The organism is Streptomyces sp. NPDC085927, assembly GCF_044540975.1.
GTDB classification, from domain to species: domain Bacteria; phylum Actinomycetota; class Actinomycetes; order Streptomycetales; family Streptomycetaceae; genus Streptomyces; species Streptomyces hirsutus.
Genome location: NZ_JBITSN010000009.1, coordinates 208,163 through 223,183 on the forward strand (window position 1 = coordinate 208,163; position 15,021 = coordinate 223,183).

General features: G+C 73.2%; 16 protein-coding genes. 3 read left to right on the top strand and 13 right to left on the bottom strand.

Features of this window, described 5'->3' with window-relative positions; all coding sequences use genetic code 11:
• From ACIF80_RS23910 to ACIF80_RS23925, 4 genes are all read right to left on the bottom strand, one after another.
• On the bottom strand, positions 1–450 hold the full coding sequence (locus tag ACIF80_RS23910; protein WP_399808016.1) for an urease subunit beta: 450 nt from the start codon (positions 448–450) through the stop codon (positions 1–3).
• Positions 447–1,451 (bottom strand): sirohydrochlorin chelatase, encoded by a 1,005-nt coding sequence (locus ACIF80_RS23915; protein ID WP_399808019.1) that lies wholly within the window; start codon positions 1,449–1,451, stop codon positions 447–449. The genes ACIF80_RS23910 and ACIF80_RS23915 overlap by 4 nt, the downstream gene beginning before the upstream one ends.
• 3 nt (positions 1,452–1,454) lie before the next feature.
• The gene (locus ACIF80_RS23920; RefSeq protein WP_399808020.1) at positions 1,455–1,760 is read right to left on the bottom strand and encodes an urease subunit gamma; all 306 of its coding nucleotides are present in this window, start codon (positions 1,758–1,760) and stop codon (positions 1,455–1,457) included.
• A 62-nt stretch (positions 1,761–1,822) separates the two neighbouring features.
• Positions 1,823–2,809: an urea transporter gene (locus ACIF80_RS23925; protein ID WP_399808023.1), complete on the bottom strand. Its 987-nt coding sequence runs from the start codon at positions 2,807–2,809 to the stop codon at positions 1,823–1,825.
• A gap of 92 nt (positions 2,810–2,901) precedes the next feature.
• On the opposite strand from ACIF80_RS23925, the gene crcB reads away from it, so the two are divergent.
• The 3 genes from crcB to ACIF80_RS23940 are packed head-to-tail and all read left to right on the top strand — an operon-like array spanning position 2,902 to position 5,731.
• Positions 2,902–3,393, top strand: coding sequence for a fluoride efflux transporter CrcB (gene crcB, locus ACIF80_RS23930; RefSeq protein ID WP_399808251.1), 492 nt, complete (start codon positions 2,902–2,904; stop codon positions 3,391–3,393).
• Positions 3,393–3,767, top strand: coding sequence for a fluoride efflux transporter FluC (locus ACIF80_RS23935; RefSeq protein WP_399808025.1), 375 nt, complete (start codon positions 3,393–3,395; stop codon positions 3,765–3,767). Before crcB ends, ACIF80_RS23935 begins: the two co-directional genes overlap by 1 nt.
• Positions 3,764–5,731: an FUSC family protein gene (locus tag ACIF80_RS23940; RefSeq protein WP_399808027.1), complete on the top strand. Its 1,968-nt coding sequence runs from the start codon at positions 3,764–3,766 to the stop codon at positions 5,729–5,731. Before ACIF80_RS23935 ends, ACIF80_RS23940 begins: the two co-directional genes overlap by 4 nt.
• Before the next feature lie 269 nt (positions 5,732–6,000).
• Here the strand turns inward: ACIF80_RS23940 and ACIF80_RS23945 are convergent, their stop codons facing one another.
• From ACIF80_RS23945 to ACIF80_RS23985, 9 genes are all read right to left on the bottom strand, one after another.
• Complete coding sequence (locus ACIF80_RS23945) at positions 6,001–6,651, bottom strand: thymidine kinase (RefSeq protein ID WP_399808029.1); 651 nt, start codon at positions 6,649–6,651, stop codon at positions 6,001–6,003.
• Positions 6,652–6,729: 78 nt separating this feature from the next.
• Positions 6,730–7,968, bottom strand: a complete 1,239-nt coding sequence (locus ACIF80_RS23950; RefSeq protein WP_399808031.1) for an alkaline phosphatase family protein — start codon at positions 7,966–7,968, stop codon at positions 6,730–6,732.
• Positions 7,968–8,555 (bottom strand): DUF5998 family protein, encoded by a 588-nt coding sequence (locus tag ACIF80_RS23955; protein ID WP_042173127.1) that lies wholly within the window; start codon positions 8,553–8,555, stop codon positions 7,968–7,970. Before ACIF80_RS23955 ends, ACIF80_RS23950 begins: the two co-directional genes overlap by 1 nt.
• A gap of 112 nt (positions 8,556–8,667) precedes the next feature.
• A complete protein-coding gene (mnhG, locus tag ACIF80_RS23960) occupies positions 8,668–9,051 on the bottom strand; it encodes a monovalent cation/H(+) antiporter subunit G (protein ID WP_399808035.1) in 384 nt (127 codons plus the stop codon).
• Positions 9,048–9,314, bottom strand: a complete 267-nt coding sequence (locus ACIF80_RS23965; RefSeq protein ID WP_399808037.1) for a monovalent cation/H+ antiporter complex subunit F — start codon at positions 9,312–9,314, stop codon at positions 9,048–9,050. The genes mnhG and ACIF80_RS23965 overlap by 4 nt, the downstream gene beginning before the upstream one ends.
• Complete coding sequence (locus ACIF80_RS23970; RefSeq protein WP_399808040.1) at positions 9,311–9,952, bottom strand: Na+/H+ antiporter subunit E; 642 nt, start codon at positions 9,950–9,952, stop codon at positions 9,311–9,313. The genes ACIF80_RS23965 and ACIF80_RS23970 overlap by 4 nt, the downstream gene beginning before the upstream one ends.
• On the bottom strand, positions 9,949–11,508 hold the full coding sequence (locus tag ACIF80_RS23975) for a Na+/H+ antiporter subunit D (protein ID WP_399808042.1): 1,560 nt from the start codon (positions 11,506–11,508) through the stop codon (positions 9,949–9,951). The genes ACIF80_RS23970 and ACIF80_RS23975 overlap by 4 nt, the downstream gene beginning before the upstream one ends.
• Entirely contained in the window at positions 11,505–12,059 is a 555-nt protein-coding gene (locus ACIF80_RS23980) for a Na(+)/H(+) antiporter subunit C (RefSeq protein WP_399808043.1), read from the bottom strand. Before ACIF80_RS23980 ends, ACIF80_RS23975 begins: the two co-directional genes overlap by 4 nt.
• Complete coding sequence (locus ACIF80_RS23985) at positions 12,059–14,899, bottom strand: Na+/H+ antiporter subunit A (RefSeq protein WP_399808046.1); 2,841 nt, start codon at positions 14,897–14,899, stop codon at positions 12,059–12,061. Before ACIF80_RS23985 ends, ACIF80_RS23980 begins: the two co-directional genes overlap by 1 nt.
• Positions 14,900–15,021: the final 122 nt, after the last annotated feature.

Below are 15,021 nucleotides of genomic sequence, written 5' to 3' on the forward strand. Positions count from 1 at the left end.
TCAGTTGGATCCCTTCTTCTTGGCCTTCTTGGCACCTGCTTTGTCCGAAGCCGCCTTGCCGGCCGCGTCCTCCTCCTGGCCCGCTCCGCGGAACCCGCGCCGCAGGGCCCGGCCGACGGCCTCGACCCGGGCGGGATGCGACTTGACGCTGCCGTTGAGGAGGCCGCTGAAGCCGTGGAGGCGTCCGGTGCCCGCGTAGGTGCACAGCTCCACCTCGTGGGTGCCGCCGGGCTCGAAGCGGACAGCGGTGCCGGCGGCGATGTTGAGGTGCATGCCGAGCGTGACGTCGCGGTCGAAGTCGAGGGCGGAGTTCACCTCGAAGAAGTGGTAGTCCGAACCGACCTGGACCGCCCGGTCGCCCGTGTTGCGGACGGTGACCTTGACGGTCCGCCGGCCGGCGTTGATCTCGATCGGGCCGTCGCCGTACTGGTATCGCGGGGGGAGCGTCATCGAAGACTCCTGTCGGAGGGAAGGACGTGGGGGTCGGCACCCCGGTGCGTGACGTCGGCACGGTGGTGCGTGTGCGGGAGGCCGTCCGGGGCACGGTGGCCTCGGGGCGGGGCCACGGCGCCGTCCGGCGAGCGGGGGTGCGGGTGGGGCTCGTGGTGCGGCCCGTGGACGTGGGTGTGCGTGCCGTGCGGTTCGTGGGGGCCGCGCGGTTCGTGGGGGCCGCGCGGTTCGTGGGGGCCGCGCGGTTCGTCGGTGTGCGTGGGCCCGTGCGCGTGGTCGCCCGGTCCGTGGCCGTGGGCGTGACCGTGGTCGTGGGCCGCCGAGAGCCCTCGGGACAGGCCGTCGTCGCCGAGCCGGTCGTACCGCTCCCACGCCTCGCGCACCCGTGCGTCCAGGACGCCCGCCACGGCGGAGGCCGGGAGCAACGGCCCGCCCGGCACGCAGTGTTCGGGGTCGGGGACCCGCGGCGTCACCCACGCGGCCGGGAGCAGGACGACACACCGCTCACCGAGGGCGCGGCAGCGCCGTACGCCTTCGGCCGGGTCCGGGTCGCCTCCGATCAGGGCGACCTCGACCGTGCGGTGCCGGCCGTACTGCCGTACCAGACGCGCGATCCGGAAGAGGTCCGCGTCGACGAACGGGTCGCCCGACGGGGCGGTGACCAGCAGCGCCTTGTCGGCGTCCACCCGGTTGGCAGCCGCGCGGAGCCAGCCGACCAGGTGCCCCGCGGTGCCGAAGGGCTCCGCCAGCACGGTTCCCGCGCGGTCCTCGACGGAGAGGGCCAGCAGGGTGCGGGCGGCGTCGGCGACCAGTTCCGGGTCCCTGCCCAGCGTCATCGGCACCACGCAGACGGGCTCGCCCTCGGCGCGCAACGCGCTGACGCGCCGGAACAGTTCGCGCCCGCCGGCCACACAGGACACCTCGGGCCCCAGCAGGTCGCGTACGGCCCGTCCGCCGTCGCTCTCGTGCCCGCAGACCGCCACCACCTTGCCCGGGGACACGGGTCAGCCGCCGACCGGGTCGTGGCAGGAGACGAGTTTGTTGCCGTCGTCGAAGGTCGCCTCCACCTGGAGCAGCGGCAGCATCTCCCGCACGCCCGGCATGGTGCTGTCCTCTTTGACCACGTTCCGGCCCAGTTCCATGCAGTCGGCGACGCTCTTGCCGTCCCTGGCCGCCTCGAGGATGGCCTCGGTGATGAGCGCCACCGATTCGCTGTAGTTGAGCTTCAGTCCGCGATCACGGCGTTTGCGGGCCAGGTCGGCCACGACGTACACGAGCAGTTTGTCGATTTCTCGGGGAGCCAGGTTCATGGGGAACGCCTTCCTCGGGGTTGGGGGGGGTGCGGGCCCGGCACAGGGGGGACGTACGGGCCTCACGAGTCATCGGCATCGGCGTCGGCAAGGAGGGTGATGCGCGGCAGGAGGGGCACGGCTGCCAGCAGCGCCCAGGTGGTGATGTTGAACGGCCAGGTGAAGGTGTGGCTGCCGAAGGTCTCGAAGAGCACCGCCAAGGAGGCCGTCAGGGCGGTGGTGGCGGCGGCCGCCATCACCGTGAAGCCGTAGTTCCACGCGGTGGGGCGCAGCAGGACGACACCGAACGCCAGGCTCGTCAGGACGGCGTTGTAGCCGTAGATCCCCTCGCCGATCAGGGCGGCCGGGGCGCCGAGGGCCCACGCGGTGAGCAGGCCGACGACGCTTCCCACGACGGCGAACAGGCCCACCTTCCAGCCGGCCAGGAAGAGACCGACCAGCATGATCAGGCCGACGTACCAGGTCCCGGCGAAGAAGATCTGGGAGACGTTCGAGAAGAAACCCTGCCACAGGTCGGTCCAGCTGACGACGGGGCTCTTGGGGGTGACCGGGGTGACGGCCGTCTCCGGTGTCCCGTGCCAGACGCGCTCGTACGAGGGGGCGCCCAGGACCATCACGAGGGCGACGAGGCAGAACGGTCCGGTGAACGCCCTGAGGCCGAACGGGTTGAGCAGGTGGTTGAGGGTCGCCGTGACCAGGGTGCACGCGATGGCCGCGGCGACGGCCAGGATGTACGTCGAGAGGTGGTTGCCGAGGTAGACCACCATGGCGATCGCGCCGAGCACACCGCAGTAGGTCATCAGCCCCTGGGTCAGGGTGTCGCGCGGGACGGCCAGGAGGCGTGCGGTGAGGGTGGAGACCACCGCGCCGATGGTGGCGAAGAGGCCGAACTCCCAGCTCTCCACCCACAGGGCGGCCAGGATGACCAGCGAGGTCCAGACACTCGCCTGGAAGTCGACCTGCCCCACGCCGCGCAGGGCTCCGAGGGCCATTTCCTTGAGGGAGTTCCGCGGAGCCGCGGGGGTGTCCGCGGTCAGCTGGGAAGCCACACGCACTCCTTCGTCGGGTGGGCACAGAAGGCCGGTTCGACGCCACATACCGGCGAGAAAACTAATGTGACGATATGCACCTTATGAGCGATATGCACCTGCACTCGCATCCCGACCACACGCCCGGCTCACGCCGGCCCGTGGTCGTGGTGGTGGCGATCGGCGGAGCGGCGGGCGCGCTCCTGCGCTACGGGGCCTCCCGCGTGTGGCGCAACGGCAGTGACGCGCACGCCGTCTGGCGGACCGGGGAGGCCGCCTTCCCCTGGACGACCCTGCTCGTCAATGTCGTCGGATGCTTCCTCATGGGAGTGCTGACCGTCGCGCTCAAGGAACGGTTCACCCATGCCCCCCGGCTGCTGAACCCCTTCCTGGGCACGGGCGTCCTCGGCGGCTTCACCACGTTCTCGTCCTACACCGACGACACCCGCAGGCTGTTCGAGAACGGCCAGGCGGGCACCGCCGTCGGCTACCTCGTCCTGACCGTGGCCGGGGCACTGGCCGGCGTGGTCCTCGGCGTGGCCCTGACGCGCGCCGTGCTGACACGGCCCCGGGGCACTCGGGCCGGATCCGGGAGGGACGCCTGATGGGTGAATGGCTCCTGGTCCTCGCCGGCGGCGCGGTCGGCGCCCCGGCCCGCTACCTGATCGGCGAGGCGGCGCGCAAGCACCTGCCGTCCGCCTTCCACTGGGGCACGTTCCTCGCCAACTCGGCGGCGTCCCTGCTCCTGGGCTTCCTGGTCGAGGCCGGCACCGGAGGCGCACTCGGCAGCACCGGGCAGGCGCTGCTCTCGGTGGGGTTCTGCGGTGCCCTGTCCACCTGGTCCACGTTCTCCAACGAACTCCTGAGCATGGCCAGTGCCCGCCGCGTCGCCGGCGCCGCCGGGTACCTTCTCGCGACGGTCGCCCTCGGCCTCGGTCTGTCCTTCGCCGGCGCGGCCGTCGCCCGGACCTTGTGGTGATCACGGCAGTCACCCGAACGGCGCACCGATGGCGTGCCGCGCTGCCCGCGCTCGACCGGGGGCATGCCGTCCGCTCGGCGCTGGCCTTCGGGCTCTGCTTCGGTGTCGTGACGGCGGTCGCCGGCATCCCCTACGGGGTCTTCGCCGCGATCGGCTGCTACGTCGACGCCTACGGCGCCCGGGACCCCTACCCGCGGCGGGGGCCGGTGCTCGCCCTGCTCTCCGTGGGCTTCGTCCTGGCGTTCGCGGCGGGCTCACTGGCCGCGGGAGACGTGTGGGCGATGACGGCGGTGCTCACCGTCGTCGCGGTCACGGCCACCCTCGTCGTCCGGACGCTCCGTCTGAGCGGGCCGGGCAGCTACTTCGTCGTCCTGGTCACCGCCCTGGCGGCCTTCCTGCCCCCGGTCGGCCTCGCGGAGACGGCGGCCCGGGCCGGCTGCGTCGCCATCGGGGTGACGGTGTCCTGGCTGTCCGCCATGTCGGGCCGGCTCGTGCGGCCGTACGAGCCCGAGGAACGCACGGTCTCGGCCGCCTTCCGGTCCGTCGGGGCGTTCGTGGACGCGACCCGCCGGGCCGCGGAGGCGCACCCGCCGACGGGCCTCACCGCCGCCCAGCGGAGCGCCTACACGGCGGTGCACGGGGCGTGGACGGCGCTCGACGACACCCGGCGCCCTCGCGCGGCGCCTGCTCCCCGGCGGCTGGTGCTCTACGCCCTCATGGTCCGGCTGGACATCATGCTCGACGCGGTGCAGAGCGCGGCGGAGCGGCGCGGTGAGCAGGTGCCGGCCGTCTGGGGTTCCTGGCTGCGGGACGCGGCGGCGGCGGTGAGCACGGGCCGGACGCCCGATTCCTGGCCCGTCGCGGTGGGAGCCTGGCCCGCGGTGCCCCCGCTCGTGGCCGACGGCCGGGCACCCGCGTCACCGGCGCCCCTGGAGAGCGCGCGGGGGCTCTGGCCCGTGCCCTTGCCACCGCGCAAGAGCCTGGGAGCCGAACTGCGCCTCCTGCTGTCCTCCGCCTCCCCCGCTCCGACGATCGCCCTGCGGGTGGGGCTCTCCGTCATGGTGGGCACCATCCTGGGCTGGGCGCTTCCCCTCCTCCACCCTGCGTGGGTGGCGGTGGGTGCGGCCGCCGCCCTTCAGGGCGGGCCCGGTCAGCAGCCCTCGCAGCGCGCCGGCTCACGGTTCGTCGGGACGGTGGCCGGGGTGGCGATCACGGCTCTGGTCGCCCAGGTCTACCGGCCCGGCGTGTGGGCGACCGTGGTCCTGGCCACGGTCGTGCACGCGGTCTCGCGCGGCTTGCCCCCCACCTCCCTTCTCGCACGCACCCTGTTGAACACCCCTGTCGCACTCATGCTCGTCAACGCCGCGTTCATCGGAGGGCCGGGCCTGGGAACGCTCGCGGCCTACCGGCTGCTCGACCTCACTCTCGGCCTGTGCCTGGGCATGGGCGCGGCCCTGCTGGTGCGCGGTGTGCCGGTGCGCCACGTGTGCGCCGCCGTCTCGGGGGCTGTGGCGGCGACGGGGCCGGCCGTGGCGGAACGCCTGCGGACGGGGAGCGCCGGTGCCGGGTCCGAAGGAACCGCATGGCAGCGGGCGGCGGATCTGTGGACCATGCACGCCTCGGTGCCCGCCGAGGAGATCCGTTCGACCGGCACCGCCGACCGGCTGTGGCCGGCCGTACTGGCGGTCCGCCGCCTGCTCTCCTGGAACGTCCTCGGCGGTCCCACGACGCCGGCCCCCGACGACGGCGCGCGGGCCGAGGCCTTCCTGCGCGTCCTGGCCGGTGCGGCGGGTACGGGCCTGCCCGGTTCCCCCGGTCTCCGGTCGGCGCTCCCCCGCCCGCTGCGGACGCCGGAGCCGGCCCACGACCCGGAGGTGCACAGGAGGCTGGCAGCGCTCCGATCCGCTCTGGAGCGTCCCGTTCCCCCCGTCGCCGGGGCGGCACCACCGGACGGCACCGACTGAGCCGGGCCACGCGTCCAGGGCGGCCGTTCCGTGCGTCCCCCGGCCTCGTTCAGGACCGTTCGCCGGCCGGCCCGCCCCGGCCCGCGGCTGGGTCTTCAAGCCGACCGGGCCGGGGCGGGCCGGCCGCGCGGGGTTCGCGCCGAGGGGCGGCATCGTCCTCCGCCCGCCGGGGCGGACCGACGCCCGTCGGCTTCCTCCACGACCGAGCGACAAGGCCGGCCGCACGCGAACCGGCGTCCGCCGGCGGACGCCGCGCCGGACCGCACCGGTCAGGCGGACGACACCGGGAGCACGTCCGGCGACAGAGCGGCCGCACGGGCCGTCGACGCCGTCATGCGGCGGCGGTGGTGACGGCGGCACAGGACCTCGTAGCCGACCTCGTCCGCGGAGTCGGTGACATCACCGACGACCACCTGGGCGCCCTCGACGACCATGACCCCGCCGACCGTGCGCGCGTTGTGCGTGGCGCGGGCACCGCACCAGCACAGGGCCTCGACCTGGAGCACCTCGACCCGGTCGGCCAGCTCCACCAGCCGCTGGGAACCGGGGAACAGCTTGGAGCGGAAGTCGGTCGTGATTCCGAAGGCGTAGACGTCGAGGTCCAGGTCGTCCACCACGCGGGCGAGCTGGTCGATCTGCTCCGGCGCCAGGAACTGCGCCTCGTCCGCGATCACGTAGTCCGCGCGCCGGCCCTGCGAGAGATGGTCGACGAGGTGCGCGTACAGGTCCGCGCGCTCCCCGACCTCCACCGCGTCCGTGACCAGGCCGAGGCGGGAGGACAGCTTGCCCTCGCCCGCCCGGTCGTTGCGGGTGAAGATCATGCCCGCCAGACCGCGCGCCGAACGGTTGTGCTCGATCTGGAGAGCCAGCGTCGACTTCCCGCAGTCCATCGTTCCGGAGAAGAACACCAGCTCGGGCATGGGAGGTTGGGCACCTTTCGGCGGGGACGGACTGGTACGGGGCCGGGCGGCCGGGAGCGTACGGCGCGGGGGTGGGCCTCAGGAGCGTACTTCGAGGAGGGGGACCAGTTGTTCGGCAGGGGTCAGCGAACCGTGGTTGCCGACCATCGCCGATTCCTTGGGCTCCCGCTCGGAGGCGATGAGCAGCACGTCGTCGCGGGCGGCGGCGACCACGTCGCCGATCCGGTGGTACACGCGGTCCTCGATCCGGGGGCCGAACCAGCCCGCGTCGATCGCCTCGTCCCGCGAGGCCACCCAGAACTGCTCGCCGAGCACCTCGCGCCAGCAGGTCAGGACGTCCGCCCCGGCACCGGGTACGGCGTAGACGTGGCGGGCGCGGCCCTCGCCGCCGAGCAGGGCGACTCCGGCGCTCAGTTCCCAGTCGTGGTCGAAGTCGATACGGTGCTCGTCATCGAAGGGCACGTCGATCATCCCGTGGTCGGCGGTGACGTAGAGCGCGCTGCGCGGCGGGAGTTGCTCGGCCAGCCGCTGGACCAGGCGGTCGACGTACATGAGCTGGCCGCGCCAGGTGTCGGAGTCGACGCCGTAGCGGTGGCCCGCGCCGTCGACCTCGGCGTAGTACGTGTAGACGAGGGAGCGGTCGGCGGCGGCCAGCTGTGCGGCCGCGAGGTCCATGCGCTCCTCGCCGGACAGCCGCCCGTGGAAGGTGCCGCCGCTGAGCGCGACCTTGGTCAGCGGGGTGTTCGCGAAGGCGGGTGAGGACACCTGCGCGGCGTGCACCCCCGCCCGGTGGGCCAGTTGGAAGACGGTGGGGTGGGGCTGCCAGGTGTCGGGCCGGGTCCAGGGCTGCCAGCGCAGCTGGTTCATCAGCTCGCCGGTGTCCGGGTTGCGCACGGTGTAGCCGGGCAGGCCGTGCGCGCCGGGCGGCAGGCCGGTGCCGACGGAGGCCAGGGAGGTGGCGGTGGTGGCCGGGTAGCCCGTGGTGATCGGCCGTCCGGTGCCGCCGCGCGAGGCGGCCATCAGGGACGCCATGAACGGGGCTTCCTCCGGGTGCGCCTTCAGCTGCTCCCAGCCGAGGCCGTCGATCAGGAACACGCAGTTCCGGTCGGCGGGGGCGAGTTCCGGGATCGCGCCGGTGGTGCCGGGGATGCCCATGCCGGCGGCGAGGGTGGGCAGCAGGTCGGCCAGCGAGCCGGTGCCGTACTCGGGCAGGGGGGCGGATTCCGGGGCCAGGGGCTCCGGGTGGACGTCCCAGCCGACGGTGTACGGGGACGGCGCGGGGGGCGGGGTGTGCGGGGTCGGGGAGGTGTGCGGCATCAGCGTGCGGAGTCCGCGGTCGCCTCGGAGAGGGCCTGTGCGAAGGCGAGCGCCTGACGCACCGTCTCCGGGCCGTCCCCGGCCTCGCTGACCCGCAGGCTGAGGTCGTCGGCCGTCGAACTGCCCGTGTAGCCGTGGTCGGCCTCGCAGTTGGGGTCGCCGCAGGCGGCGGGCTCCAGGTCGAGGCGGGCGACCGCGCCCCAGCCGATGGTGAGCACGATCTCGCGGGGCAGCGTGCCCGGCTTGTAGGACTCCGGGTTGGCGACGACGCGGCTGACCACGATCGACGAGATCCGGCCGAGCTTGACCGACTCCGTGGACGTGGTGGCGTACGGGGTCGGGGAGGTGGTGTCGGCGGCCTGCTCGTCGGTGTGGCTGACGATGAAGCGGTTGCCGGTGAGGACGAGCACCGTCACATGGCGCCGCACCTCGTTCTGGTCGAACGTCGTCTCCTGGTGGACCAGGTACGACCGGACGGGCTCGCCGCCCACCGCGGCCTCCACCGCCTCGGCCACGAGGGCCGGGTAGTAGCCGCTGCGCTCGATCGCCGCCCGCAGCCCCTGGGTCGTCGTACTGGTCTTGGCCATGACGCCCATCCTACGGGGGACCACTGACTGCGAGGCACCGGTCACGGCACTCTCCCCGCGCGCCGGGCCGGTCCGGGCCGGGACAGGCCCGGACCGTCCGGCCGGGGAGGCTTCACTGGTCCGCGTCCTCGTACGGCGGCTGCTCGTCCACCGGAGTGCCGTCCCGCGCGAGACGGTCGGCGAGTTCGTCCCGGAACAGCGGGCCGCGGTCGAGGGCTTGGACGCGGTAGGCGGTGCGGCCGACGATCTGGCCGGTGATCGGCGCGGTGAGCAGCTGGAACAGAACGACGAGCAACAGCACCGGCGCGTAGCGCAGCGGCATCTGGGCGGCGGTTCCCACCAGGATGAGCATCAGGCCGAGGGTCTGGGCCTTGGAGGCGGCGTGCAGGCGGCTGATGATGTCCGGGAAGCGGAGCAGGCCCAGGGCGCCGAGCAGGCAGAAGACCGCGCCGGTCGGGAGCAGGACGGCGGTGATCACGTCGGACACCGCGGTCATCGCAGGCCTTCCCGCTTCTCGATCAGGTGGGCGGCCGTCACCGATCCGGTGAAGGCCAGCAACGCGAGGACGACGAGCACGGGCAGGGGCGTGGTGTCCTCGCGCAGGGCCATGCCCACGGCGGTCCCGGCGATGATCATCGTCAGGAGGACGTCCAGCGCCACGATGCGGTTGAGCGCGTCCGGACCGCGCACGAGGCGCAGCAGGGTGAGCAGGCCGGCCGCCGACAGCACGGCCAGGGTGGCGGTGTACAGGGCGGTCACGGGGTGCTGCCTCCTTGGTCCGGGTGATCGGAAGACTCGGGGCCGGTGGAATAGCCGGGGTCGGCGGAATGCCCGAGATCGCCGACGGCCCCGGAGGTGTCGTCCCCGCTCGATCCGGTGCGCCGGCCGCGGCCGACCGCCCGCGCCACTCTGCGCTCCAAGGTCTGCACCGCCTTTCTGCGGCGGTCGATGTCGGTTTCGTCGCGGACCGGGAGCGTGTGGACGTACAGCCGCTGCCGGCGGCGGTCGATCTCCACCACCAGCGTGCCGGGGGCGATCGTCGTGAGTTCGGCCACGACGGTGATCAGGAGGTCGCTGTCGACGCGCAGCGGGACCTCGACGATCGCCGTGGACGTCTTCTCTCCGTACCTCAGGACCTGCCAGGCGACGGTGACCCCGGACACCACGAGATCCTTCAGCAGGCCGATCAGCAGGCGCCCGATCGCCAGTGGCCGGGGCACGGCCCCGGGCAGGATCGGCGGCAGGGAGAAGGACCGGACGACGGCCACGGCGACGAGCAGGCCTCCGACGAGGACCACCGGGCCGACGGACCCCCACAGCAGGACCCACAGCAGCCACAGCCACCCGACCATGGGCCAGTGGTGCCGGACTCGGCGGGCGCTCTCCCGGCGGGTCAACGGTCCTCCCCGGTCATGACGACGGAGCGGTACGCCCTCGGGTCGAGCAGTTCGTGCGCGGCTCGTTCACCGACGCGGGCGAGCGGGCCCGCGAGGACGGCGACCGCGACGCTGGTCATCACCATGACGCCGGTGGCGGTGGTCATCAGCCGGGCTCCGTACCGGTCGGCGCGCCGCTCCGGATGGCGGGCGGTGTCGGGGGCCGGCTTCCCCGGCGGTGGCACGTCAGGGTGGTCCGGGTGCGGCTCCTGCCGCATGAAGGCCCTGGTCCACACCCGGCTCATGGCGTAGAGCGTCAGCAGGCTGGTGAGCAGGGCGGCCGCGGCGAGGGCGTACGCCGCGGTGCCGCCCTGCCACGCGCCGGCCCGCAGCAGGGTCAGCTTGGCCACGAACCCGGAGAACGGCGGGATCCCGGCCAGGCTCAGCGCGGGGAGCGCGAACAGCACGGCCACCAGTGGCCGTGGGGGCGGGCTCGGTGCCATGCGGTCCAGGCCCGTTGTCCCCGTGTGGCGTACGGCGAGGGCGGCGGCCAGGAAGAGCGCCGCCTGGACGACGATGTGGTGGACGATGTAGAGGACCGTGCCGGTGAGACCGGTCGTGTCGAACAGCGCGAGCCCGAACAGCATGAAGCCGATGTGGCTGACGAGGGTGAAGGACAGCAGCCGGTTGATGTCGTCCTGGGCCAGGGCGCCGAGAATGCCCACCAGCATGGCGGCGATCGCCACGCAGGCCAGCAGGGTCCACACACTGGAGCGCGGGAAGAGCAGGGTCTGGGTGCGCAGCAGGGCGTAGACGGCGACCTTGGTCAGCAGTGCGGCGAAGACCGCGGTGATCGGCGCCGGTGCGGTGGGGTAGCTGTCGGGCAGCCAGAAGTGCAGGGGGACGATCGCCGCCTTGATGCCCAGGACGGCCAGCAGCAGCAGGGCGAGCGCGCCGCGCAGGCCGTCGGGGAGCTCGGCGAGCCGCGGCCCGAGCTGGGCCAGGGTGACCGTGCCGGCGGCCGCGTACACCAGGCCCACGAACGTGAGGAACAGCAGGGAGGACGTCAGACTGATGATCGTGTACGTCATGCCGGCCCGGGTGCGGTTTCCGTCGGCGTCCAGGGTGATCAGGACGTAGGAGGCGGCGAGCAGGATCTCGAAGGCGACGAAGAGGTTGAACAGGTCGCCGGTGAGGAAGGCCAGACTGACCCCGGTGACGAGCAGCAGGTAGGCGGGGTGGAAGACCTCGGCCGAGCTCCGGCGTTTCTCCGCGGTGCCCTGGCCGATGGCGAAGAGCAGGACGGCCAGGGTCACCAGTACGGACACGGTGAGCAGGAGCGCCGACAGCCGGTCGGCGACGAGCGTGATGCCCAGCGGCGCCGGCCAGCCTCCGACGTGCACGGACTGCGGGCCGCGGGTGTCGGTGAGGACGAGCAGGGCCGCCGCGTCCGCCAGCACGGCCGCCAGGACGAGGGTGCTCAGTGCGCGGATCACCCGGCCGGGCAGTCCGAGCAGGGTCACTCCGGCGCACAGGATCGGCAGGACCACGGGCAGGGCGAGCAGCAGTGCGGTCATCGGTGGTCCCCCGGAGCGGTGCCGTCGTCGTCCCGGTGGTCCGGCTCGCTGTCGTCGCCCTCGCCACCGGGTTCGCTGCCGTCGCCGGGGCCGGCGCCGTCGCGGAGGCGGGCACCGGCGGTTTTTTCGGGTGGGCCGGTCACCTCGTCGGCCCCGGCGCGCTGGAGGGCGATGTCGATGCGGCGGTCCTCCACGTCGTCGCGCACCTCGTCGCTGCCGGACAACCGCCAGGAACGGTAGGCGAGGGCCATCAGGAACGCCGTGAGACCGAACGTGATGATGATCGACGTCAGCGCCATGGCCTGGGGCAGCGGATCGGCGGGCTCCGCCGGGTTCACCGGCTGCCCCTCCAGTACCGGGGGCCGGCCGGGGGTGCCTCCGGCGACCAGGAGCAGCATGTTGGTGCCGTGGCCCAGGAGGATGAAGCCGAGGACGATCCGCATCAGGGACCGTTGCAGCATGAGGTGGAAGCCGATCGTGAACAGGCCGCCGACCACGACGGCCATCGTCACGTCGAGGGTGTTCACCGTGTTGTCCACCGCGCCGGTCATCAAGCGGATCCCTCCTCCTTCCGGGCCGCCGTCGCGTCGCCCCGGCCGAGCGTGACGCCCACCGCCGACAGGAGCTTGAGGACGACACCGACCACGAGCAGGTAGACGCCCACGTCGAGGAACAGGCTGGTCGCCCACTTCACCTCGCCCACCAGAGGCAGGCGCCACGACACCAGGTCGCTGTCCAGCGGCGTACCGCCGACGGCGAGCGGCACCAGGGCGACGACCGCCGCGGTCACCAGGCCCGCGCCCGCGATCGCGACCGGGCGCAGGCGTACGGCGGCGCCGAGGTCGGCCTTTCCGCCGACGAGGTACCGCAGGACGAACGCCAGCCCCGCCACCAGGCCGCCGGAGAATCCTCCGCCCGGCCGGTAGTGCCCGGAGAACAGCAGGAACAGCGAGAGCACCAGGATCGAGGGAAAGAGCAGCCGAATGGCCACTTCCAGCAGCACCGAGCGCTCGCCGCCGGGCCGTTCACCGGCTCCCGGCAGCCAGGTCTGCCGCGGCTCGTCCCAGTGCGTCGTGGGGAACCGGGCGGGCGGCTCCTCGTCGACGGCCCGTACCGCACTGCGGTCGCGGAACCGGACCAGGCTGCCGACTCCGACCGCTGTCACCAGCACGACCGAGATCTCGCCCAGCGTGTCCAGGGCCCGGAAGTCGACGATGATCGCGTCGACGACGTTGTAGGCGCCGGTCTCCGCCGCCCGGCGCAGGTACTCGGTCGAGATCACCGGAGCCGTCCGCGCGGAGGCCGCCGCCAGCGCGAAGCAGGTGACGACGGCGCCGACCCCGACGGCCGCCGCGCCCCGCAGCACACGTCCCGGCACCGACCTCCGGCCGGAATCGAACCGGGCCGGCATCCGGCGCAGCACCAGCACCACGACGACCAGCGTCATCGTCTCGACCAGGAACTGGGTGAGCGCCAGGTCGGGGGCCCCCCGCACCAGGAACAGGCCTGCCGCTCCGTACCCCACGGCCCCGGTCAGCAGGATGGCGGTGAGCCGGTGCCGGGCGGCCACCACCCCGAGGGCGGCCACCAGCATCACCACGGCCAGGACCGGTTCGATCGAGTACCGCCACAGGGGCGGTGACCCCAGCGACGGTGCCGCCGCCACGAAAGCCACGCCGGGCACGGCGACGACCGTCGTGAGCAGCACGGTCAGATAGACGGGCAGCGAGCCGACCTGGGTGTGCCGGGTCAGCGTCACGGCCAGCCGGTCCACGCCCTCGACCACGCGGTCGTACGCGCGCTGCACGTCGGGCAGGCGCGGCAGGCGGGCGGGCACGGCACCGCGGCGCAGGAACGCGTGGATCAGCACACCGACGACGAGCGACAGCGCCGACAGGCCGAGGACCGGTGTGAACCCGTGCCACAGGGACAGTTCGTACGGTCCGCCGGCTCCCGGCGGATAGGCGTCGGCGTAGACCGCGGTGAGGGCCGCCGTGGCGGGGTACGCCACGCCCAGCACCAGACCCGCCGCGGACAGCACGGCCACCGGTACGACGAATCCCGGTTCCGGGCTCCGTACGGCTTGCGCCGCATTCCCCGGCGGCCGCCCGCCGAAGGCGCCGTGCAGGAACCGTGCCGCGAACGCCACGGTCAGCGCGGAACCGCACACGAGCACCACCGTCAGCTGGTAGTGGCCGGCGAGTTCGGTGCCGTGCAGGAACGCCTCCAGGGCCGCTTCCTTGCCCAGGAAGCCGATGAGGGGCGGCAGACCGGCCATCGAGGCGGCGGCGAGTGCCGTGACGCCGAACAGCACGGGCAGACGGCGCCCCAGTCCCGACAGCTCCCGGATGTCGCGCGTGCCCGTCTGGTGGTCCACGATCCCGACGGACAGGAACAGCGCCGACTTGAACGCCGCGTGCGCCAGCAGCATCACCACCCCGGCCAGCGCCGCCGTCCGCGTGCCCGCGCCCAGCAGGGCGGTCAGCAGACCGAGTTCGCTGACGGTTCCGTAGGCGAGGAGCAGCTTCAGGTCGGTCTCGCGCAGGGCCCGCCACGCGGCCGCCACCATGGTGGCGAGTCCCACGCCGAGCACCATCGGCCGCCACGGCGTCACCTCGGCCAGGGCGGGCGCCAGCCGGGCCACCAGGTAGACCCCGGCCTTGACCATCGCCGCCGCGTGCAGGAAGGCGCTGACCGGTGTGGGGGCGACCATCGCCGCGGGCAGCCAGCCGTGCACCGGCATCTGCGCGGACTTGGTGAACGCGCCGATCAGGACGAGCACCACGGCGGCGGGGACCGCGCCGCCCCGAGGAGGGTCGGCGAGGATCGCCGAGACGCGGTACGTGCCGGCCTCCTGGCCCAGCACGATGAAGCCGAGCAGCATCGCCAGGCCGCCGGCCGCGGTCACCAGCAGGGCCTGACGGGCGGCGCGCCGCTCCTCCACCCGCCCCCCGCGCCCCGCGATCAGCAGGAAGGAGGCGACCGTGGTCAGCTCCCAGAAGACGTACAGCACGAAGAGGTTGTCCGCCAGCACCAGTCCGAGCATCGCCCCGGCGAAGGCCAGCAGCAGGGCGGCCAGCCGGCCGGCGTCGCGCTCGACGTAGTACCGGCAGTACAGGAGCACCAGGGCTCCGACGCCGGCCACCACCCACACCATCAGCAGCGACAGGGCGTCCAGGCGCAGGTCGACGGTCAGGCCGAGCGACGGAGCCCAGTACAGGGACTCCTGGTACGCGCCGCCGTCCAGAACGCGCGCCGCCCGTGTGCCTGCCCAGGCCACGGTCGCCAGCGGCACCACGGCCGCCACGGCCCACATCGCGCGGCCGAGCCGCTTCTCCCACCAGGGCATCGACACTGCGGCCACCGCATGGGCGGCCAGCAGGACCAGCACGTCAGCACCAACTCCTTCGCGCTGACCGACCACTGACGCACGGTCGGGCCGTCGTTCGAGCCTGGAAATTATGTCCGGTTTATAGGCATTCTGATGTGCAGTGCCCTGTGTAGCAGGGGAAG